The organism is Staphylococcus nepalensis, from assembly GCF_002442935.1.
GTDB lineage: Bacteria > Bacillota > Bacilli > Staphylococcales > Staphylococcaceae > Staphylococcus > Staphylococcus nepalensis.
The window spans coordinates 661,227-682,996 of record NZ_CP017466.1; the positions used below are offsets into that span (position 1 = coordinate 661,227).

At 34.4% G+C, this 21,770-nt stretch carries 20 protein-coding genes and 2 pseudogenes; 9 read left to right on the plus strand and 13 right to left on the minus strand.

Annotated elements, in window-relative coordinates; all coding sequences use genetic code 11:
• Positions 1-56: 56 nt before the first annotated feature.
• Both BJG89_RS02815 and BJG89_RS02820 read right to left on the minus strand, forming a co-directional pair.
• Positions 57-1,781, minus strand: coding sequence for a glycoside hydrolase family 3 protein (locus BJG89_RS02815; RefSeq protein ID WP_096808450.1), 1,725 nt, complete (start codon positions 1,779-1,781; stop codon positions 57-59).
• A gap of 3 nt (positions 1,782-1,784) precedes the next feature.
• Positions 1,785-2,630 carry an HAD hydrolase-like protein gene (locus BJG89_RS02820; protein WP_096808451.1) on the minus strand — a complete coding sequence of 282 codons (846 nt, stop codon included), beginning with the start codon at positions 2,628-2,630 and terminating at the stop codon, positions 1,785-1,787.
• A 585-nt stretch (positions 2,631-3,215) separates the two neighbouring features.
• Here BJG89_RS02820 and BJG89_RS02825 point away from each other — a divergent pair.
• From BJG89_RS02825 to BJG89_RS02850, 6 genes and pseudogenes are all read left to right on the plus strand, one after another.
• Positions 3,216-3,857 (plus strand): bifunctional 2-keto-4-hydroxyglutarate aldolase/2-keto-3-deoxy-6-phosphogluconate aldolase, encoded by a 642-nt coding sequence (locus BJG89_RS02825; RefSeq protein WP_096808452.1) that lies wholly within the window; start codon positions 3,216-3,218, stop codon positions 3,855-3,857.
• Between the two features lie 593 nt (positions 3,858-4,450).
• Positions 4,451-5,854, plus strand: a complete 1,404-nt coding sequence (locus tag BJG89_RS02830; protein ID WP_096808453.1) for an MFS transporter — start codon at positions 4,451-4,453, stop codon at positions 5,852-5,854.
• A 25-nt stretch (positions 5,855-5,879) separates the two neighbouring features.
• Positions 5,880-7,286: pseudogene (gene uxaC, locus BJG89_RS02835) on the plus strand (glucuronate isomerase).
• A 19-nt stretch (positions 7,287-7,305) separates the two neighbouring features.
• Positions 7,306-8,355: a mannonate dehydratase gene (gene uxuA, locus BJG89_RS02840; protein WP_096808454.1), complete on the plus strand. Its 1,050-nt coding sequence runs from the start codon at positions 7,306-7,308 to the stop codon at positions 8,353-8,355.
• Between the two features lie 187 nt (positions 8,356-8,542).
• Positions 8,543-9,217: pseudogene (locus BJG89_RS02845) on the plus strand (SDR family NAD(P)-dependent oxidoreductase).
• 323 nt (positions 9,218-9,540) lie between these two features.
• Positions 9,541-9,732: a hypothetical protein gene (locus BJG89_RS02850; RefSeq protein WP_096808455.1), complete on the plus strand. Its 192-nt coding sequence runs from the start codon at positions 9,541-9,543 to the stop codon at positions 9,730-9,732.
• Positions 9,733-9,946: 214 nt separating this feature from the next.
• Here BJG89_RS02850 and BJG89_RS02855 read toward each other — a convergent pair whose 3' ends face one another.
• Positions 9,947-10,216 (minus strand): DUF1413 domain-containing protein, encoded by a 270-nt coding sequence (locus BJG89_RS02855; protein WP_096808456.1) that lies wholly within the window; start codon positions 10,214-10,216, stop codon positions 9,947-9,949.
• Between the two features lie 198 nt (positions 10,217-10,414).
• Between BJG89_RS02855 and BJG89_RS02860 the strand changes: the two genes are divergently transcribed.
• From BJG89_RS02860 to BJG89_RS02870, 3 genes are all read left to right on the plus strand, one after another.
• The gene (locus tag BJG89_RS02860) at positions 10,415-11,122 is read left to right on the plus strand and encodes an SDR family oxidoreductase (RefSeq protein WP_096808457.1); all 708 of its coding nucleotides are present in this window, start codon (positions 10,415-10,417) and stop codon (positions 11,120-11,122) included.
• 74 nt (positions 11,123-11,196) lie between these two features.
• Positions 11,197-11,697, plus strand: a complete 501-nt coding sequence (locus BJG89_RS02865) for a GNAT family N-acetyltransferase (RefSeq protein ID WP_096808458.1) — start codon at positions 11,197-11,199, stop codon at positions 11,695-11,697.
• Between the two features lie 431 nt (positions 11,698-12,128).
• Positions 12,129-13,043 carry an ABC transporter substrate-binding protein gene (locus tag BJG89_RS02870; RefSeq protein WP_096808459.1) on the plus strand — a complete coding sequence of 305 codons (915 nt, stop codon included), beginning with the start codon at positions 12,129-12,131 and terminating at the stop codon, positions 13,041-13,043.
• Between the two features lie 115 nt (positions 13,044-13,158).
• On the opposite strand, the gene hisIE is transcribed toward BJG89_RS02870, so the two are convergent.
• From hisIE to BJG89_RS02920, 10 genes are all read right to left on the minus strand, one after another.
• The gene (gene hisIE / locus BJG89_RS02875; RefSeq protein ID WP_096808460.1) at positions 13,159-13,788 is read right to left on the minus strand and encodes a bifunctional phosphoribosyl-AMP cyclohydrolase/phosphoribosyl-ATP diphosphatase HisIE; all 630 of its coding nucleotides are present in this window, start codon (positions 13,786-13,788) and stop codon (positions 13,159-13,161) included.
• On the minus strand, positions 13,785-14,543 hold the full coding sequence (gene hisF, locus BJG89_RS02880) for an imidazole glycerol phosphate synthase subunit HisF (RefSeq protein ID WP_096808461.1): 759 nt from the start codon (positions 14,541-14,543) through the stop codon (positions 13,785-13,787). Before hisF ends, hisIE begins: the two co-directional genes overlap by 4 nt.
• Entirely contained in the window at positions 14,540-15,244 is a 705-nt protein-coding gene (gene hisA / locus BJG89_RS02885; protein ID WP_096808462.1) for a 1-(5-phosphoribosyl)-5-((5-phosphoribosylamino)methylideneamino)imidazole-4-carboxamide isomerase, read from the minus strand. The genes hisF and hisA overlap by 4 nt, the downstream gene beginning before the upstream one ends.
• Entirely contained in the window at positions 15,237-15,815 is a 579-nt protein-coding gene (hisH, locus tag BJG89_RS02890; protein ID WP_096808463.1) for an imidazole glycerol phosphate synthase subunit HisH, read from the minus strand. The genes hisA and hisH overlap by 8 nt, the downstream gene beginning before the upstream one ends.
• On the minus strand, positions 15,812-16,390 hold the full coding sequence (gene hisB, locus BJG89_RS02895) for an imidazoleglycerol-phosphate dehydratase HisB (protein ID WP_096808464.1): 579 nt from the start codon (positions 16,388-16,390) through the stop codon (positions 15,812-15,814). The genes hisH and hisB overlap by 4 nt, the downstream gene beginning before the upstream one ends.
• A complete protein-coding gene (locus tag BJG89_RS02900) occupies positions 16,359-17,372 on the minus strand; it encodes a pyridoxal phosphate-dependent aminotransferase (protein ID WP_096808465.1) in 1,014 nt (337 codons plus the stop codon). Before BJG89_RS02900 ends, hisB begins: the two co-directional genes overlap by 32 nt.
• Positions 17,359-18,627, minus strand: coding sequence for a histidinol dehydrogenase (gene hisD, locus BJG89_RS02905; protein ID WP_390173762.1), 1,269 nt, complete (start codon positions 18,625-18,627; stop codon positions 17,359-17,361). Before hisD ends, BJG89_RS02900 begins: the two co-directional genes overlap by 14 nt.
• Positions 18,617-19,234: an ATP phosphoribosyltransferase gene (gene hisG / locus BJG89_RS02910; RefSeq protein ID WP_096808467.1), complete on the minus strand. Its 618-nt coding sequence runs from the start codon at positions 19,232-19,234 to the stop codon at positions 18,617-18,619. The genes hisD and hisG overlap by 11 nt, the downstream gene beginning before the upstream one ends.
• Positions 19,235-19,250: 16 nt before the next feature.
• Positions 19,251-20,066 (minus strand): ATP phosphoribosyltransferase regulatory subunit, encoded by an 816-nt coding sequence (locus tag BJG89_RS02915; RefSeq protein WP_096808468.1) that lies wholly within the window; start codon positions 20,064-20,066, stop codon positions 19,251-19,253.
• Between the two features lie 320 nt (positions 20,067-20,386).
• Positions 20,387-21,682, minus strand: a complete 1,296-nt coding sequence (locus tag BJG89_RS02920; RefSeq protein WP_096808469.1) for a D-serine ammonia-lyase — start codon at positions 21,680-21,682, stop codon at positions 20,387-20,389.
• Positions 21,683-21,770: the final 88 nt, after the last annotated feature.

The following is a 21,770-nucleotide window of genomic DNA, read 5'->3' on the forward strand; positions in this document are numbered from 1 at the left end:
GAAAGGATTATTATTTTTTGATAATTTTATTTTTTCATGATAACAGGTATAATGGGTTATAATTTTGCTTGCCATTTGTCTGTCCATACTAAGTCGTTATAGGCGCCTTTGAATTCGCTCTCGCCCATGATTTTATCAATAGTTTGTTTGATTGTTTCATGATTTGAATGGTATGCGTTAATATATGCCTTAACCATTGTTGCATCGTGTAGATGTGTAGTGAAATTAGTTGAAACAAACACAGTTGGCACTTCATGTACGTACCATGGAATTTCATTACTCATGGCAGTGCCCCACTTGATACGGTAGTTGTTTTCTGCTGCATAGCCAATAATATTTGCAAATACTAAAGCTGCATCTACGTTGTTGCGGTATGCTAGCGTTTTGCCTTTAATACGTGTGGAACCGTCATTTAATGTGACGTTGAACCCTCGAGATTCAAGTTCTTTAATAATATCGTCTGCTACGTTGTTAGCAGATTTGTAAATGCCGTCTTTTTCACCTTCAATGACATAAAGCATAATATTTTTATGCGTTTCAGGACGGATAGGTAATTGGTTTAAAGTATTTTTTACAAGCGTAATACCTAGATCTGCAGCTTCTGCACGCATTTCCAAATGTTCCGTACAACCGATGATATCCAACGCTTCTTTAGGTTGAATAATTGAACCATCTTTTTGTTTTTTATGAAGGCTCAACTGTGCTTTTAACCCTAGTACGCGTCGTACTGCGTCATTTAACCGTTCTTCAGTAATAACGCCTTTCTCATAGCCTTTAAGCATGAATTGATAATCTTCTTCTAAATCATTAAAAAATAAGAACATATCACAACCGGAAGCAATTGCTAATGGGACGTAATCTTCACGGCGCATGGAAGCGGTCATACCGAGCATGTGACTTGCATCGGTAACGACTAAACCATTAAATTTCATGTCATCTTTTAATAAGTCAGTGATGAGCTCAGAAGAAAGCGTTGCAGGTAAGATATCTTTATCTTCAAGATTAGGGTTTAATTTTTTCGAATAGGCAGGTTGTGCGATATGACCAGCCATAATCATTTGTACACCACGATCGATATGATGTTGATAAACTTTACGGAAGCTATCATCCCATTCTTGTGTTGTTAATTCATTTACGCCAAGCACTAAGTGTTGATCACGTTCTTCTGTACCGTCACCTGGGAAGTGCTTAATACACGTGATCATGTTACGTTCAGCGTTAAAACCGTCTATAAATGCGCTTGAATATTTAATCACTGTTTCAGCATCTGTGCCATATGAACGTGTATTAACAATCGTATTACGCCAATTTTTTAGAATATCAACACAAGGATCGAAGTTAATGTGCACTCCTAATGCAGAAGATTCACGTGCCGATACTAGGCCAGCGTTATAGGCAACTTTTGTATCTTGTGCTGCTTCACATTGTGCAGCACTTGCTATGTAGGTACCGTCTTTACATGCCCCATTACCACCTGAATCACAGTTTGCTGCTACAAGTACGGGCACTTTTGTATGCTTTTGTAAGTCATTAAGTAAGTGTTGCACATCTTCTTTATTGCCACCTTCATAACGTGCGCCTCCAATATGGTAGCGTTTAAGCACATCTTCGTTAGTTAAGTCGGCGTCGTAGAACTTTTTTCCACCTTCTAATGAAAATAAATTAAAAAATAGCTGACCTATTTTTTCTTCATCTGTTAAATTGTTAAGTGTTTCTTCCACCCATGTTATCTGATCCGTATTTAAATAATATGGTGCTGCTGTTAAATCTACTTTAACCATAATTTATTCCTCTCCTTCAAAATTATTGAAAAATAAATCTTTTAATGCTTCTTGTATCTCTTGGTTGAACTTACCTTCTTTAAATAATTTTAGATATTTATTGTTGAAATCGAGCCAAGATTGGTTTTCATGGCCTGCAAGTATCGGATAAAAGTACATATTATGTGATTGAGCTGCTTCTAAATCGCCTTTAGCATCTCCTAACATAATGATGTCTTCTAAATTATAATGCTGCTTTAATTGTGCTAAACAGTATTCTTTTGTGCCTGCTTCTTGTGCAAACATACCGCTTAAATAGGGCGTAAGCTTGTAAGTTTCCCATTCATATTCTACTGCTGATAAATTTGCAGACGATACGATTGCGATATCAGCAAAAGTTGAAGCACTTTGCAACGATTCCTGTACATATTTAAACGGGCCTATGCTTGGTAATGTTTTGATTATAGCGTTGACGTTATGCGACCAAGAGAGTGCTTTTTTTAATCCGATTTGGTTAGGATTCGCTTGTATCGCTTCTTCCAATGCAGGATTAGAGAAGGCATGTGTTGTTTGGACCCAATGCTTAATATCTTTGTATCCCTCAATGTTTATACCTTGTTCAACAAGTTCACTTAACATACGTTCTAATCCTCTAAAACGATTAATACCTCTAGTGATTTCATATAAATTTAAATCATTCCATCGTTTTAATAGTTCAGACTGGATATTTTCTAACTGCCATTCTGCAACAAGTGCAGGGCCGAATGCACGCTCGTGTTTTATTGTCATAGAATCAATAGCGCATCCGTCTGAATCAACACAAATTAGTTTTTTGAACTTAGGTTGGTAGTTCGGTAAAGAATCAATCATTTTAAATGTTCCTCTCAAATAAAATTACAATCATTATGATTATTTAATTAAAGATATAGACACGCACTTTCTTTATATTCATTGAATAATAGATAAGCTATGTATGTTACATACTCAAAGAAATGAATTAATAATGGTTTGCTTCAAGTGTGAAACGACAATTCGCTGTGAAGGTTAAAATATAATAAAGCGCTTTCTTTATACTGTTAAAGTTAGCACGCATATTTAAAAAAAACTAGCCATTTCCTCGGGAAATAGTGATTAAATTCACAAAGTTGTCAGTTTATGACATTTTTTTATAAAAAAAGTCATTTTATTTATAAAATACATCGAATATACCAAAAATAGTCGCCATATAGGTTGTAGGAAACAACATTTATTTAAGAAAATATTGTTTAACTATGCATTGTGAAAAAATATACAAATATATAGTACTATCAACACTTTTCAAGTTATTATGGCGAGCGAATGCGTATTGAAATAAATGAAGCAAAGTTATGTATACATACTATAGTAATTGACTAGAATTAGATAAAAAATATAATTAAATTGAGCGATGTAAATAAAACGAAGAGGAGCAGCAGCATGGAAAAGACACGTATTTTACAACAAATGAACGATAATTATCTGGTTGCAGTTGTCCGAGGGAATTCCAGTGAAGACGCAATATTAAAAAGCGAAAAAATAATTGAAGGTGGTATTCTGAATATAGAAATAACGTTTACAACACCTTATGCAGAATTGGCTATTAAAGCATTAACAAAGAAGTTTAACAAAGAAGTTGTTATTGGTGCAGGTACAGTATTAGACGCAGTAACAGCACGTATAGCCATTATGAATGGTGCGCGTTACGTTGTTAGCCCACATTTCGATGTACAAGTAGCTCATATATGTCATTTATACCAAATTCCTTATTTACCTGGGTGTAGTTCAGTAACAGAAATTACAAACGCACTTCAACATGGTGTTGAAGTCGTTAAATTGTTCCCTGGTAACCTACTAGGGGCTAAATTTATAAGAGATGTCCACGGTCCGTTACCACAAGCGAAAATGATGCCGTCCGGTGGTATTTCGTTAGAAAATATGGAACAGTGGTATAATAATGGCGCCTTTGCAATCGGTATTGGTAGTGCTTTAACCCGAAATGTTAAAGAAGGCGAAGAAGATATCATTGTGGCCCAAACACGTGAATTTGTACAGAAATTTCAATCAATACGACATAAGTAGCATGCGCGTCATCACATTCCAAATCATAGTACGAACGCTAAGCTATCACTTATTCAAAATAGAACGAGTAGTCTTATTTGATATGAGTAATACAAATATAAATCTAGTCTCTAGGTGATTTGCGACAGTCAGAATTATCATTAACGTGTGTTTTGTAAACAACCCAGTAGACAGTCATACAGATAGTAAATGTACATAAATTAAAAAATATTGATGTGCTGTCGGTTGTTAACATTATCGTTTCAATTGGAGATTGTTAAAGGGTGAACGAAACAAAAATGAGTTTGCATATAGAGTAGAAAAAATTTTAGCACTATTAGAAAACGTTTACATTAATTACTTTTCTAAGAAAAAAGATGATATATACCCATGATATGTTTGGTTTAGCAATTGAAATTTGTACGAGATCAGTAGATTTGAGGAAACGATTTATATAAGAATGAAAGGGTTTGGTATAGAAATGTGAATCCAATGAGATATGCATCTATGTTTTATAAACATAGTGTGACAGTTTATAACTAAAGTGTTTTTAATCGCATGACATGAACAATAATAGGCAACCACGATATTAAACGATTAGGGAGAGATAGGTTATGGTTTCTAAAACATCCGAGCAAGCACATTCAACTCAAAGTAGACTTGAAAACATAGCTACACCCAAACTGAAATTTAAAGAAAAACTATCATACGGTTTGGGAGATCTAGGGAACGGTATGATGTTCGATATGGGGCAAATTTATTTATTAAAATTTTTTACAGATATATTAGGGATATCTGCATTCTATGGAGGATTGGTTTTCCTAGTGTCTAAAATATTTGATGCTTTTGTAGATACAGGTGTAGGCACTTATATAGATTCTAGAACCAATATCGGCAAACGCGGTAAATTCAGGCCCTTTATACTTTATGGAACAGTGCCTCTAGCAATTTGTACAGTTTTATCATTTATTTCACCTCATTTAGATCAAACTGGAAAAGTCATTTGGGCATTTGCTACGTATATGTTATTTAACGCAGCGTATTCTTGCGTGAATATACCTTATGGTTCACTTTCAGCATCCATGACAGTTAATTCAGAAGATAGAACGCAACTATCTGTATATAGAAATTTAGGTTCACAAGCTGCATTGTTTGTTGCTGGCATTGTGGTAATTCCTTTAGTTAATCAATTTCCAAACCACGCGATTGGTTATCCTGTAGCAGTAGCAATACTGGCAGTAGTTGGCGTTATTTTGCATTTAATTTGTTATAAAAATGTTAAGGAAAGACACGTCATTCAAAGACCGAAACAAAAAGGATTAGGGAAAAAAGCTTTCTTGAGTGTTTTGAACAACGGTGCCTTTGCAATCTTGGCAATTTATACATTATTAACGATTATGGCGATGTTTTTGAAACAGTCATCTCAATTGTATTACTTCCAGTATGTGATGGACGCACCTAATTTAGTAGGATTAGTTAGTACTTTGAATTTTATTGTTTTAATACCAGCGTTATTTTTAACAACATTGTTAAGTAAAAGCGTTGGTAAAAAGATGACCGCTATTATAGGTATCGGTGGGTTTGTAATTTGTGAGTTTTTGAATTTTATATACTTTGGGGGTCATCTTACTACTTTCTTAATTGTAAACACAATCTCTTCATTCTTTCTCGTGATTCCTAACACAGTGACATGGGCTTTCATTGCCGATGTTGTAGAGTATGGACAATGGAAATCTGGCATTCGTTCTGAAGGGATTACATATTCAAGCTATAGTTTCACACGTAAGATTTCGCAAGCGTTAGCTGGGTTTATTCCAGGTGTTGCACTGACAATGATAGGATATCAACCGAATGTTGCCCAATCAGCGGAAACGTTAACTGGTCTTAAAATATTATTTTTTGGTGTGCCTGGCGTAGGATGTTTAATTGCATTACTTATATTCCTGTTTGGCTATCCATTAACAGATAAACGTCACAAACAAATTGTTAAAGAACTCGCTTTAAGAGAAGAAATTTAATGAAATGAAAGGAAATAAAAATACTATGACATCATTTATCACTGAAACATTTATGTTGCACAATGAGACAGCAAAATCATTGTATTAAAATTATGCTAAAGATATGCCTATTTATGATTACCATTGTCATTTAGATCCTAAGCAAATTAGCGATAACAGACACTTCGATAATATTACAGAATTATGGTTAGGTGGAGACCATTATAAATGGAGAGCCATGAGAGCTCAAGGCATTAATGAATACTATATTACAGGCGATGCACACCCCAGAGAAAAGTTTAGAAAATGGGCACAAACGTTAGAAAATGCTGTAGCGAACCCATTATACCATTGGTCTCATTTAGAACTTGCAATGTATTTTAATGTACATGAAGTTTTAAACGAAGCAAATGCTGACCGTATTTATGATGAAGTGAACCAATATTTAAAAGAAAACCACGTGACGACACAAACATTAATTACACAGTCTAATGTACAATTAATTTGTACAACGGATAATCCTACAGATGATTTAGCGTACCATGATGAAATCAAAGCTCAAACAAAATTTAAGACAACAGTATTACCTGCCTTTAGACCAGATGTTGCTTTTAAAATAGGTGAAAAAGCATTTGTCACATTTATTGACACATTGAGCGCATTGACACAACCCATTCGTGATGTTTCAACATTTATAGATGCATTGGAGCAAAGGATAGTATATTTTCATAGTAAAGGCGGACGACTAGCAGATCATGGACTGAATACATTAGAATATCAACCTTACACTGAACAGGAAATTCAAGACATATTTAAAAAAGGTCAAGTAGGGGAAATTGTAACATCGTACGAAAATGCCCAATTCCAAACCTTTTTATTAAACGAATTAAGTAAATTTTACGCCGAAAGAGAATGGGTTATGCAGATACATTTTGGCGCAATACGAAATAATAATAGTCAAGGATTTGAAGAAATAGGTCCAGATACTGGATTTGATTCCATTCGTGATCAACAAAACTTAGCATTCAATTTAAATCATTTGCTCAATATGATGGCATCCGAAGGTCATTTACCTAAAACAATACTTTATAATTTGAACCCAATGTTTAATGACATTATAGGTTCAACAATTGCAAATTTCCAAAACGAACCAGGCATCCAAAGTAAGATACAACACGGTGCAGGATGGTGGTTTAATGATACAAAACGCGGCATGTTAAATCAGATGACTTCACTCGCCGATCAAGGGTTATTAATGCACTTTGTTGGCATGTTAACAGATTCAAGAAGCTTTATTTCATATTCGAGACATGATTATTTCCGTAGAATCTTATGTACATTTATAGGGAATTTAGTAGAAATTGGTGAAATTCCAAATGATCCAATGTTACTCAAAAAATTAATAGAAAATATTTGTTACAACAATGCATATTATTATTTTAAATTAATTTGAAAAGGAGCTGCTATTTGTTATGAAAATGACGTTTAGATGGTACGGGAAAGATGATCCAATCAGTTTAGAGTATATTAAGCAAATCCCAGGTGTGAGAGGTATTGTTAGTGCGATTTACGATATTCCAGTAGGTGATGTATGGTCATTTGAAAAAATAAGCGCTTTGAAAAAAGAAATTGAATCAGCAGACTTAGAACTTTCAGTGATAGAAAGTGTACCAGTACATGAAGATATTAAATTAGGTAAACCGACTAGAGATCAATATATTGAAAATTATTGTCAAACCCTACGTAACCTAGGAAAAGCCGGTATCAAAGTAGTTTGCTACAATTTTATGCCTGTCTTTGACTGGACACGATCTCAATTAGATTATCGGTTAGAAGATGGTTCTACAGCACTGATATATAATGAATATGACATTGCTAAAATGGACCCACTAAAAGGAGAATTATCATTGCCTGGTTGGGATTCAAGTTATTCTAAAGAAGATTTGGCGTCTCTTTTTGAGGCGTATAAAGTGATAGATGAAGAAAAATTATGGGAACATTTAGCATATTTTATAAATAAAGTAATCCCAGTAGCAGAAGAAGAAGACATATTAATGGCCATTCATCCAGATGACCCACCTTGGAATATATTTGGCTTACCAAGAATTATAACGAGTAAGGCAAATCTAGAACGTTTTATTCAATTACATCCTTCAAAACATAATGGTTTAACGATGTGTTCCGGATCGCTAGGTTCAGATAAGAAAAATGATTTTCCAGATATGCTAACCTATTTTGGTAAAAAAGGGCGCGTACATTTCGTTCACGCGCGTAATGTGAAATTAGTTGGAGATAAATCATTCCAAGAGTCTGCACACTTATCTGAAGAGGGATCAATCGATATGTATAAAGTTATTAAAGCATTACATGATTTTGAGTATGAAGGGCCCATTCGGCCTGACCATGGACGCATGATTTGGGGAGAAATAGGCAAGCCTGGATATGGTTTATATGATCGCGCTCTAGGTGCAACATATTTAAATGGTTTATATGAAGCAATACAAAAAAGCAATCAAGTATAAGGAGGCTGTTACATGCTACCATTTAAAGTAGACTTAACGTATAAAACAGTTGTGATAACAAGTGGCGCCGACGTTATCGGAAGTAAATGATCAAAATCCTTAGCAAAATGTGGTGCTAATGTCGCAATCATTAATCATTGGTATGAATCAAGAAAAAGGTGAAGCAGTAGCCAAACGCATTGAAGGTATGGGAGGTAAAGCAATATTCATTGTTGCTAATGTTATAGACAAAAAAGCAGTAGAAAAAGCTAAGACAATCGTCCACAATACATTTGGCAAGATAGATATTTTGATTAATGGCGCTGGGGAGAACCACCCCTAGGTATCACAGACGATGAGCGATACGATGTCAACAGTCAAAAAGATTTGAAAACATTTTTTTGATTTAGATGAACAATCTCTAGGTTTCATCTTCGATTTAAATTTTATAGGTACATTTATTCCATCACAAGTGTTTGCACAAGATATGATAGATAAAGAAGGCCCAGTAATGATTAACATTTCATCTTTGAACGCGTTTAGCCCTTTAACTAAAATACCGGCATACAGTGGTGCTAAAACTGCAGTAAGTAATTTCACCCAATGGCTAAGTGTTTATTTCTCACAAACGAATATAAGCGTTAATGCGATTGCACCTGGATTTTTATTAACAGATCAAAATAAATCACTACGCTTAAATAAAGATGGAACTTATACAGAGCGTTCTCAAAAAATATTGAACGCAACACCTATGAAAAGGTTTGGGCAACCCGATGAATTGATAGGCGCATTATTATTTTTAATAAGTAAGCCAGCCTCTAGTTTTGTTAATGGTGTTGTCTTACCCGTAGATGGCGAATTTAATGCATATTCAGGCGTCTAAATAAACTTTAGAATGTAAAAGATAGAACTTGTATATAAATTGTATAAGTGCGAACTGAGCATAACCGCAGATGCGTTCAAAAAATGATAAAGCATAAATCATTTTTTATGAACACCTATGAAAGACCTAACAAAAGTATTTTTAGCATTAAGGAAATTAAGATTGTCAATCTGAATGGTCGCTAAAAAAAGAGAAAAAGATGAAAAGTGATAAATTTGTGAAATGAATCACAAAAACCTTTTAATTCTTAATATTATAGATTATGATAAGAGTGTAGAAGATACCAATGCTTAACGAAAGAAAAAATACGGAGTGATTATTAAATGAGAAAAGTAATTGAAGAAGTCATTTTTTCAAATGAAAGCAGTTATGAAATTTACACTCGTACGGGTGTGAACCAAGGTATTATCAATGATATTAAAGATGGATACAGAAGTATTGATTATATAGCTTATATTGATGCAGAAAAAATATACAACTATGGTTTAGAAAAAAAGCTACTAGTCAATAATTAATATGCTGTATTCATCTAGCAGTATTGAAGTTGAATACACGTATCTTTCATCGTATGATTTGTATTCAACTTCATGCATATTTTTCTCCCTAGTATCATCTTTCATGATTTATTTAGAGCCCTTAAAAAATAGAAAAGCCTATGTTACTGTTCATTTAGTAATGTAGGCTTTTCTTGTATTATATGTCGTTTAAGTTCATGTAACGTTTTTAATGTTAAACATAAGCTTTAAAGTTATGTTTGATTTCATTATAGTCATAAACAGCATTATACATACGCATTCGAATGTGATCTTCTGAAGCGTATGGAATGCGTAACTTATCACTTTCGTTTACAAACTTGCGGAATTCACGTTCTAATTGTTGTCGTTTAGTTAATGATAGTTTAAGCCAATCTTCTTTAACAAATAATTGTTCAAAGCGGAAACTAAAACTGGTTCTATCAATGGATTGTCTTAATTGTGTGATGCTGTCTTCAAAGTCCATAATAACCCCTCCTTAACGATATGATGAAATAATGATTAAGATATGTATTATATACCCACTTTATAATTAATTATGAAATATAGCAAGTGCTTCTTAATAAGATGAATTTTTGTTTTTGTAAGCGGTTACCCATGGTAGAATACATGTGAATAGGGTAATTTAGTAATATAAATAATAATGAAATGAAAGGAAGATTAAATGGTTGAAATAGAAAATAAAGTTGCAATCGTTACTGGCGCAAGCAGTGGTATAGGTGCTAGTATAGCAGAGGAATTAGCTAATAAGGGTGTACAAGTATTATTATCTGGACGTAACGAAACACGACTTAAAGATGTTGCTGATCATATTCGTTCTAAGGAGAATGCTACACATATTGACTTATTAACAGTCGACGTAACACAACAAAACGATGTAGCGCGTTTAGTTCAGTATGCAAAGGATAAGTTTGGTCATGTAGATATCTTGGTTAATAGCGCAGGACAAATGCTTTCTTCCGCTATTTCTGAAGGTGATGTAACCGCGTGGGATTCAATGATTGATGTAAACGTAAAAGGCACCTTATATGGTATTAATGCAGTCTTGCCAACTTTCTTACAACAATCCAGTGGACATATTATTAATATTGCTTCTATTTCTGGTTTTGAAGTCACGAAATCGAGTACAATTTACAGTGCTACAAAAGTAGCTGTACATACGATTACGCAAGGATTAGAAAAGGAATTAGCTAAAACAGGCGTTCGCGTTACGAGCATATCTCCTGGCATGGTGGATACACCTTTAAGCGGAGATACAGATTGGGGAGGACGTAAGAAATTAGACCCTCAAAATATTGCAGAAGCAGTAGTTTATGCATTACAACAACCAAGCCATGTGAATGTAAATGAAATAACAGTTAGGCCAGTTTAAGCTATTTTTCTGATGCCTTTGGATATCATTCGGCAAATTAGACATGTATATCGTCCACGGAAAGTAGGAAGACAATGAATTTTAGGTATCTTAATATCAATGATGTAGAAGCATATCGTTCACTTCGTTTGAAATCACTTCAAACGGATCCTAGAGGGTTTGCATCAACGTATCAACGAGAAATTAATTTCCCCATTGAAAATTTTAAAAAAAGGTTAGTTTGTACTTCTACCCATTTTACGATAGGTGCGTTTGATGGCGGAAAATTGGTTTGTTTTGCAACTTTTTATAGCGAAACCTTAAATAAAATTAAGCATAAAGGTAATTTAGTCGGGGTTTACTGTGACCCAAATTATAGAAAGTTAGGCATCACGCAACAATTAATTCAAAAAATAATTGATGTTGTGACTGAACAAGGTTTAATTAAAACGATAAACTTATCAGTACTTTCGGAAAATAACGCTGCTATTTCATTGTATAAAAAATTAGGTTTTAGCAAATATGGTGTAGAACCTAAAGCGCTATACGATGGTACTATTTATTACGATGAAGATTTAATGATATTGGAACTGTAGTTTAAAGTTATTTACTTTTAATAAGAGATAAAAAACATAATAACAGATGAAATTAAACTAGGCTAGGACATTAATTAAATGTCTTAGCCTGAATTTTTGTTATATGCTGTAAATGCCTAATTTGAAATATGTATATGAGATATAGCCTCTTTACTAGACAGTAGTATAATAATGCAATTACATGCCTACGCTTATTGTATTGCGGTAATATATTATATAGCTGTACATTATAGTGAATTGGTGAAAGATTTTTATTTCAGTGATTTATGTTAAGTATCATAATATGAAAAGTTAATTTACTAAATAACGTCTATATAATAAACATGAAATTATTACATAACTATTATTTTAAAAATAATAATAATTAAGTTGATATTGATAATCGTTTTCAATTATAATGAAAGTAATATATTATGAAAGAGGTCATTATTTTGAAAAGAATTTTAATTACAATGTTATGTTTAATATTATTTTTAGCAGCATGCGGCAACGGGGATGATTCAAGTAAGTCCAATTCTAAAGAGGACAAAGGTACAAAATCCTATACTACGGATGATGGTAGTAAAGTTAAAATACCAAAAAACCCTAAAAGGGTATTAGTATTAACTGCCAATTATGGCAATTTTAAAAAATTAGGTGTTAAACCTATTGCGATAACGAGTGTTTTTCCTGATTCTAAATATTTAAATATGGATAAAATTAAAAAGATTGACCCAGAGGACGTTGAAGCGGCAGCCAAATTGAAACCAGATTTAATCATTACATATAAAGAAAATAAAAATAATAAAAAGTTATCGAAAATAGCACCAACTGTGCCACTTAAAGTTCAAAATATGGATTACAAAGATACACATATCGAAATAGGGAAGTTAGTCAATCAAGAAGCAAAAGCTAAAAAACAAGCCGACAAGCTTTCGAAAAAATTAGCGGAAGATGGTAAAGCAATCCAATCACATATCGGTGAAGATAAAACATTTTCAATTATGGATATCCAAGCTAAAGATATTTACCAATTCGGTCCCAGGTTTGGGCGGGGTAGTGAAGCAATATACGAAGGGTTTGGCTTAAAAGAAGATCCTGAAGCTAAAGAAGTGATGCCAAAAGAAAAATACATGAAAGTGCCAAAAGAAAAATTCAATGAATACTCAGGTGATTATTTATTAGTACCAACTGAAGATGGCCAAAAACCGAATAATAACTTTGTAAACTCTGATATATGGCATAACAATAAAGCTGTAAAAAATGATAATGTCATTTTTTATCCAATGGACGAAGCTATTTATGCAGACTTGATTTCTGTCGAAAAACAAGCAGAATTATTTAAAAAAGAACTTATGAAGTCATAATGATTATTTAAAAACTTGTATTTATATCGATAAAATAAAGCAGGAGTGATTGCGTGAAATTCACAAAATCACTCCTGCTTTTATGTTCAATAAAGATATATTCAAAGTAATTGAATTACCAATCTTTAATATCTGAACGTTCTCCTTTAAAGTTATTTGGTACTTGATGCCGTTGTGCAAGCACCGCTTCAACATCTTTAAATTCTATATTTAAAGCATGTAATAGTACGAAAAGGTGGTACATTAAATCGGCAGTTTCGTTTGTCACTTCTTGGTGATCAGATTTCATCGCACCGATGACAACTTCAAATGCTTCTTCACCAAATTTTTTAGTTATTTTTTCCAAACCTTCGTTTAACAAATATTGCGTATACGAATTTTCTTTATGAGATGCTGCGCTATCGCTCACGGCATCTTCTAATTGTTGTATATAAAACGGTACATCAGTATTGAAACAGCTTTGACTACCAGTATGACAAGTGGGGCCATTTGGTATTACATCAATTAGTAAAGTGTCTTGATCACAGTCTAAATGAATATCTTGCACAACTTGTGTATGGCCAGATGCTTCACCTTTAGTCCATAAGCGCTCTTTAGAACGAGAATAAAAACAAACTAATCCATGAGTGACTGTTTTGTTATAAGCTGCTTCATTCATATATCCAAGCATCAGTACTTGTTTCGTATTGACATCTTGTAATATTGCGGGTATAAGCCCTTTACTAAAATCTGGTTGTTGAGTCATCTAATTGGGATACCTCCTTGTGCCATTGTTTGTTTGATTTCATCTACCGTCGTTTCTTTATCATGTAGTATACTAGCAGCTAGTCCTGCTGATACATTAGTTTGTTTAAACAAGTCAACAAAATGTTTTGGTGTTCCACCGCCGCCTGAAGCAATAATGGGGATATTAACAAGTTGCTCAATTTCATGTAAGTGTTTGACATCAAAGCCTTGTTTCATACCATCATGCGTCATACTGGTAATTAAAAGCTCTCCAGCACCTAGTGACTCGACTTCTTGAACCCAATCATACACACGTTTGTCTGTACGTTTTTTTCCACCATGTGTATAACAAAAATAATCATTTAACTCACTGTCAAAGTTACTATCAATTGCTATACATATACATTGGCTACCAAATTTTTCACTAGCTTGCTTAATAAAGTTAGGGTGATTTAATGCACTCGAGTTGAGAGAGACTTTATCAGCACCATGGTTTAACAATTGAGAAATGTCATCGATTGTGGATATACCGCCACCGACAGTCAACGGGATGAAAAGTTTTTCAGCAGTTTCTTCAATTACATCTAGCATGAGCCCGTGTCCGGCTTCCGTACGAGATATGTCTAAAAAGACTAACTCATCCGCGCCTTGCTCATTGTAATAAAGTGCGTAATCAACAGGATTACCAATATCGCGTAAGCCTTTAAATTGTATGCCTTTGACAACACGCCCATCTTTAACATCTAAACAGGGTATAATTCTTTTTTTAATCATGATAACCCCTCCCAAAAATCAGCGTTATGCGCGGACTTACCAACGATTGCAGCATAGACACCAGCATTTTCTAATTGTGTTAAATCTTGTTGATGACGAATACCACCAGAAGCGATAACAGGTTTTTGAGTTGCTTTTACGAGTTGAGCAGTTATTTCAAAATTGGGCCCGGATAAGCGGCCGTCTTTAGAAATATCGGTATAAATGATACCGCCTAAGGGCAGCGACTCAATTTGTTTAACTAAATCAAATAAATCCAATTGTGCATCTTGTTCCCAACCATTTATTTTCACTTCACGATGATAAGCGTCTACCGAAAGATACAGTTGGTTTGGATATTCATGAGCCATTTCAGTTAACCAATCCATATCTTGAATGCCTTTAGTCCCTATAATACAATAGTCAATGCCATCAGCTAGGTAGGCATCTATAGTTTCATGACTACGGATTCCACCACCGACTTCCATAGGTTTATTTGTTAAGGTTCTTAGGTGTTTAATGTAGTTTTTTTCAATTGAGGTTTGTTGCTTTGCGCCGATTAAATCAACGATGTGAATACGATTGACACAGTTAAATTGATTGTAAAAAGTAATGCTTTCTTCAGCGCTACGTGTCATTCTTTCTTCTGAATCATATTTTCCTTCTGTTAGCCTTACACTTGTTGCATTGATTAAATCAATTGCTGGCCAAATTTTAATCATTTAAGAAACCGCCTTTCAAAGCTTGGTTAAGTATAGCCAAACCACCTTCGCCACTTTTTTCTGGATGGAATTGGATGCCGATATAATTTTTATATTGGACGACTGCCGGAATTAATGCGCCATAATCTGCATAAGCAATCACGTGTTCAGACATTTCAGCTTGGTATGAGTGTACAAAATAGACGTCTTGTGTTAAAAGGTTACGGTTGCTAATTAAATTATTCCAACCCAAATGGGGTACTGGATAAGCTGTATGGATAGGTATAATATTTCCTGGGAAAAGTTGTAACCCGTTCACATGACCTTCATCACTATGCTCAAATAGCAGCTGCATACCTAGACAAATACCGATAATGGGCTTGTCTGTTATAGATTGTAAAATAGTTTTCAAACCACGATATTCAATAGCTTGCATAGCATCTTTAAAGTGACCTACGCCAGGCAAGATAATGATATCTGCTGCTATAATAGTTTCCTTTTTATCTGTTAATTTCGTTTCATAGCCTAAATGTGTTATCGCACGTTGTATATTTTTAATATTACCTAAACCGTAGTCAATAATGGCAATCATTCAATCACGCCCTTAGAAGAGGGTGTAACCTTAATATCGATTGGTGTTAATGCATCTTTTAACGCACGCGCAAATGATTTAAAAATGCTTTCGATTTCATGATGCGTGTTACCACCACGTAGCAAATCAATGTGTGTTGTTAGACGTGAATTGATTACTAATGCTCTGAAAAATTCTTCTACAAGTTCAGTATCAAATGTGCCTACCTTCTCTTTGCTCAATTGCGCGTTAAAAGACAAGTAAGGCCGACCGCTAATATCTATTACTGTACGCGCTAGTGTTTCATCCATTGGTAAATAGCTTACACCATAGCGTTGAAAGTATTTTCGTTCTTTAACTAGTTCTAATAATAATTGGCCAAGTACAATACCGATATCTTCTGTAACATGATGGTCATCTACTTGTGTATCACCATTTGCTTCTATTTTGATAGATAATTGACTGTGAAATGTAAAGAGTGTCAACATATGATCTAAAAATCCAACACCTGTATTTATATGGCTTTCACGGTGGTCATCAGCAAGAGAAATCGTTAATTGGGTTTCAGCTGTATTGCGTGTTTTGTTGACTATCATAGTTTGACCTCCAATTTTTAATAAGCGTATATAATTCATCTAATTGTTCATCTGTTGCAATAGAATAGCGTACATAATCAGCCATTTCTGGTTCGTCATATAATCTCGGTAAGTAACCATGCGCTTTAATATATCTACCCAAACTTTGTGCAGTTGCGCCTTTAGTTAAGACAAAGTTAGTTGCAGAAGGATAGACAACCATTACATCTGATACTAATTCATTAAACATTGCTTTAAGTTTATGTGCGAGTTGTCTTTGATGTTTTACAAAATCACGTATCATTGCTTGATGTTCAAACATGTAAATTGCAATATGAAGTGTGATGGTATTTAAGGGATAAGGGTGTTCGATTCTTTGAATGAGTTGAATTGTGTCTGTTGTACCAATTAACACACCTAGACGCAACCCAGCAATTCCGAATGCTTTAGAGAGCGTGCGCATTTGAATGATATGAGGTTGCATCTTGATGTCATAAGGCTCACCAAAATCTAAGTAAGCTTCATCGATAATAAAATACCCGCCCACAGCATGCATCTTGTCAGCAATAGCTGTTAAAAAAGTTGTGCTATATTGCACACCTGATGGATTATGCGGGTTACTCATAATAAAGAATGACGGTTGTACTTCCTCAATACGATTAAGAATATCTTCGAGAGCAAAAGTTAAATCTGGATTTGACGATACAAATTCAATAGGGCGCGCAACCTGTTGTGCGTATGCTTGGTACATAAAAAAATCAGGGTTCAATGTTAACGCTGGGCCTTCTGGCATGATTAACATCAATTTTTGAATTAGTTCGTCAGATCCATTACCAGCGATGACTTGATCCGGTAATATTTGATGGTACTCAGCGTAAGCTTGTTTAAAGCGTTCATATTCATCATCGGGGTAAAGATTAAATGCCGCCTGTTGAATAATTGTTGCAAGCTGTTCATTAGATAATGGTTTGAGTGGGCTTTCATTTTTGTTAATTCTGATCATTGTGCGTCTCCTTTGCTGTTCGTGTTTCAATTGATTGTTCGTGGTTATACAAGTGCTCAACGTTCGCTAACCTACGTGCTGATTGTTCGATATCATTAAATGTCTGTTGGGATAAATCTATGACAGAATGACGTGTTAAGAAATCATTTACAGATAATCCATTTGTAAAACGTGCCGTTTGATTCGTAGGCAGCACGTGACTTGGACCAGCAACATAGTCGCCAATCACTTCAGGAGAATAATGACCTAAGAAAAGTGCGCCTACATATTTCACATGATTTAAATAATCGTGTGGTTGTTTAGTTTGAATAGAAGCGTGTTCTGGAGCAATTTGATTCATCAAATCGCATGCTTCTGCGAAATCGTCTACTGCAATTAAAAAATGGTTATGTGCCAAACTTGCTGCAACGATGGGTTGACGTTCAATTTGTGATAGGGTTTGTTGAATTTTATCTTCTAATTGGTGTAATAATACTTCATCTTCACTGATAACAAATGTTCTAGCCAGTTCATCATGCTCTGCTTGCGCAAAAACATCATAAGTGATGGCATCTAAATCAGCTGTATGATCAATGATTAGCGCAATCTCACTTGGGCCAGCAATTTGATCTATACCGACTTGACCAAATAAATACTTTTTAGCGTAAGCAACATATTGATTTCCAGGGCCGACAATTTTATCTACCTTGGGAATAGTTTCTGTGCCATAAGCAAGCGCAGCAATACTTTGAGCACCTCCTACTTGATAAACTTGATCAACCCCAGCAATATAACATGAAGCAAGTACAACATCAGGTAAGCCTTCGGGTTGTGGTGGCGTTACGACTACGATATTGCTCACGCCGGCAACTTTTGCAAGCGTTACAGTCATTAATACGGTAGAAGGATAGCTGGCTTTCCCACCTGGAACGTAGACACCAACCCGTTCTAAAGGATGATATAACTCATAACATTCAGAAGATGTTTGTTGATGATCATATTTAATTGAGGTTTGATACGCTTTGATTCTTGCGTGGCTATGTTCAAGTGCTTCACGTAGTGATGCATCAATACGGTTATAGGCTTTTTTTAAGTTATCTTTTGGAATTTCTAATTGGGGCGTATCTACATGATCTAATTGTTGATTATAATGTTTTAATGCTTCATCGCCTTGTTGCTTAACGTTGTCACAAATGGACTTAACAATGGGATATAAATCTTCATTTAATGATGATTGATTTAAATAGTTATTTAAAAATGTTGATTTATTTGTAATCAATGAGAGACACCTCCAATGTTTTAATTAAATCATCGATTTCAGATGATTTTTTAAAGTATGATGCTTTATTTGTAATCAATTTTGCATTAACATTTTTAATCTGATCTTTTTCGACTAAACCATTTGATTTTAAAGTGGTGCCTGTTTGAACGATATCAACTATACCATCTACCATATCGACTAAACATGCTAATTCGATTGAACCAGATAGCTTAACAAGTTCTACATCTAGACCTTGTGCTTCAAAATACTGACGTGTCGTTTGTGTAAATGAAGTCGCAACTTTATTAAATGTATGTGTCTCTGGTTTAGCCGCTAGTGCGAAATGACACTCACCAAACGGTAAATCAAGCAAATTATTAATAACATAATTGCCTTCCTCTAATATATCGCTTCCGACAATACCGATATCTGCTACACCTTGTTCTACATAAATCGGTACATCACTACCTTTTACTAAAATGAATTGTATTTCATTTACAGTTATTAATAATTGGCGTTCTCTTTGTTCCAGTGCACGCGCGATGTTTGGTTCTTCAACCTCATTTAAATACTTAATAAAACTTTTAAGTAGTCTCCCCTTTGCTAATGCGACAGTAAGCATGACATTCTCTCCTTTGTTAAAGTATAAATCCTAAACCAAAACCTTCTAACGGGCCTTTATAAAATCCACCTGTGAGTCGTTTTGTTTTGTTGTTTTTTAAATGACATCTCATAAAAGCGCCTTTGTAATAAGAGCGCGGCGGCTGAGGTGTGATATCTAAATGAATTTCTGTAATGCCTTGTGATTTAAACCATTGTTCCCAACGACGTAATGATTGAATGGTACGGTGATCATTGGGAAACAATTGACCTAATAGATCGAGCTGCTCAGTTGTTTTAGTAGTTAATAATTGAACCACAGGGTGAGCAAGACCTAATTGAGCTGATAACTCTGAAATATTACGCTCTTGTACAAGGTTTAAAATACGTTGTGTTTGAGCTTTAGAAGATAATAATAAATCAATTAATTGATAATGACCTAAGATGACGAAATCAATATCATCGTTCAATGTATATTTAATATATTGGTAAAATGTTTTAAAGTCGTTTTGCATATCATTAACAGTTGGGTTGTAATGTTCAATACCCAACTGAGTATAAACTTCATTATTTCTGACAATTGGTCCAGCATAGGCAACGCATTGTTGTTGCGGTTGATAGTTACTATAGTAACGTAGTAATTGATCGGTAAAATCATTGCGTAACGCAAAAATATGATGGTCATGTTGCCAAAAACTACGCTCAGTCATTTGTTGTAAATCATCAGAAGTAAGTGATTGCCAAGATAAAGATTCTATAAAACTAAAATCAACAAGACTAAAACCTGCTTGCTGAAAGTGTTTTAAAAAATCTAATTCATATTCTTTATTAGTAATAAGTGTTTGCGTATTCATAATATAATGACCATCCTTTATTGAGTACTTTGTTTCTCTACCGAACTAAAGTGAATTGATAAAACATACTTTAACACAGTTAAATTTAGAATTCAATAAATATTCAGAAAATAATTGTTACCATTTATTTAGAAGGATAGTTGGTATATTGTTTTTAGATCATAAAGTTAAGAAGGATTAGGGTAGAAATCGTATTTTATAAAATGATTTCGCTACCCGACTCAATAAGGAAGAATAGGGAAAAGAAATACAAGCACTAAGGCGCTTGTATAAGGGTTAGCATTTTAAAAGGATGCTTTACAGTTTCTGTTTATATGATATTATTGCTTTCCTTGTTCTACGTATTTGAGCATTTCTTCTTTAGGTACCATATTCCCTCCTGTCGCCCAAACGATATGGTTAGCGTTAGCTAGGTTAATTTTATGGCTATCTGCATGATTTAATACTTCCTTTATTCCTGCGAAGCCTGCAGCTGCAGATGGTTCAATAAATATTTGTTCCTTTTCACTAAGCATATATAAATAGCGATACATTTGTTGATCTTCTATTGTATAAGCACCATATAATAATGTGTTCATAATTTCACCAACCAGTGTAGAAGGTCTCGAGACTGCAAGGCCATCTGCATCTGTCTGTCCATCTAAACCAATATCTGTGACAGCTATTTGGTCATGATATTGTGTCATCATGCCTAAAGTCATACAAGGCGCATGTGTTGGTTCAGCGAATAGACAATATACATGCTCACCAAATACTTGGTTCAAACCAAAAGCGACACCACCAGGGCCACCGCCAACACCACAGGGTAAGTATACAAAAAGGGGATGCTCTGCATCTACTTGTATCCCTTCATTACTGAGTTGTGTTTTTAATCGTAATGCAGCGACTGTGTAGCCTAAAAATAAATCAGCAGAACCTTCATCATCAACAAAATGGCATGTAGGTTCACTTTCTGCAGCTTTTCTTCCTTCAGCTACCGCATATTGATAATCAGATTGATGCTCTACCACTTCAACACCATGGGAGCGGAGTAAGTCTTTCTTCCATTGACGCGCATCACTAGACATATGCACGGTTACTTGAAAACCAAACTGGGCGCTCATCATACCAATACTTAAACCGAGATTGCCAGTTGAACCCACGGCAACCGTATATTGGTTAAAGAGATCCTTAAAATAGGGCTCTGCTAAAACTTGATAATCATCAGATTGTTTTAAACTACCATCTTGTATAGCAATTGTTTCAGCTAATTTAAGAACTTCATATATGCCACCTCTCGCTTTAATAGAACCTGATATAGCAAGATGACTATCGCATTTAAGCCATAATTTACCACTTTGTTCGAGATGTTCAGATTTAGTTAATGCTTGTTGCATGAAAGGGATTGCTTTTAGTGGAGATTCGATGATGCCATTATCTTTTTCGGTTTCAGGAAAAACTTTACGAATATAACTGCTAAAACGTTCTAATCTTGCTGCTGCATCTTCTATGTCATTCAATGTAAAAGGAAATGTTGCATTTTTACGGAAATTTGGATTTTTCCAAAATATAGGGTTATAGTGTTGCATTTCATTTATTAATGGAAAATGCGCTTTTAATTTTTTAAGTTCTATCATGGACAAACCACCTCGTATAGGAAATTATATGCATTCATTATAACAAAGATTAACAATTGAAATGGGTTTAAAACCAAAATGTATAACG

Bases quoted from the DNA above. Each gene is read 5' to 3' on its own strand.
- hisG (WP_096808467.1), bottom strand. From the start codon at position 19,234: ATGCTTACTGTCGCATTAGCAAAGGGGAGACTACTTAAAAGTTTTATT.
- BJG89_RS02820 (WP_096808451.1), bottom strand. From the start codon at position 2,630: ATGATTGATTCTTTACCGAACTACCAACCTAAGTTCAAAAAACTAATT.
- BJG89_RS02860 (WP_096808457.1), top strand. From the start codon at position 10,415: ATGGTTGAAATAGAAAATAAAGTTGCAATCGTTACTGGCGCAAGCAGT.
- BJG89_RS02915 (WP_096808468.1), bottom strand. From the start codon at position 20,066: ATGAATACGCAAACACTTATTACTAATAAAGAATATGAATTAGATTTT.
- hisIE (WP_096808460.1), bottom strand. From the start codon at position 13,788: ATGACTCAACAACCAGATTTTAGTAAAGGGCTTATACCCGCAATATTA.
- hisB (WP_096808464.1), bottom strand. From the start codon at position 16,390: ATGATAGTCAACAAAACACGCAATACAGCTGAAACCCAATTAACGATT.
- hisH (WP_096808463.1), bottom strand. From the start codon at position 15,815: ATGATTGCCATTATTGACTACGGTTTAGGTAATATTAAAAATATACAA.
- uxuA (WP_096808454.1), top strand. From the start codon at position 7,306: ATGAAAATGACGTTTAGATGGTACGGGAAAGATGATCCAATCAGTTTA.
- BJG89_RS02920 (WP_096808469.1), bottom strand. From the start codon at position 21,682: ATGATAGAACTTAAAAAATTAAAAGCGCATTTTCCATTAATAAATGAA.
- BJG89_RS02850 (WP_096808455.1), top strand. From the start codon at position 9,541: ATGAGAAAAGTAATTGAAGAAGTCATTTTTTCAAATGAAAGCAGTTAT.
- BJG89_RS02825 (WP_096808452.1), top strand. From the start codon at position 3,216: ATGGAAAAGACACGTATTTTACAACAAATGAACGATAATTATCTGGTT.
- hisF (WP_096808461.1), bottom strand. From the start codon at position 14,543: ATGATTAAAAAAAGAATTATACCCTGTTTAGATGTTAAAGATGGGCGT.
- BJG89_RS02815 (WP_096808450.1), bottom strand. From the start codon at position 1,781: ATGGTTAAAGTAGATTTAACAGCAGCACCATATTATTTAAATACGGAT.
- BJG89_RS02830 (WP_096808453.1), top strand. From the start codon at position 4,451: ATGGTTTCTAAAACATCCGAGCAAGCACATTCAACTCAAAGTAGACTT.
- BJG89_RS02855 (WP_096808456.1), bottom strand. From the start codon at position 10,216: ATGGACTTTGAAGACAGCATCACACAATTAAGACAATCCATTGATAGA.
- BJG89_RS02865 (WP_096808458.1), top strand. From the start codon at position 11,197: ATGAATTTTAGGTATCTTAATATCAATGATGTAGAAGCATATCGTTCA.
- BJG89_RS02900 (WP_096808465.1), bottom strand. From the start codon at position 17,372: ATGATCAGAATTAACAAAAATGAAAGCCCACTCAAACCATTATCTAAT.
- hisA (WP_096808462.1), bottom strand. From the start codon at position 15,244: ATGATTAAAATTTGGCCAGCAATTGATTTAATCAATGCAACAAGTGTA.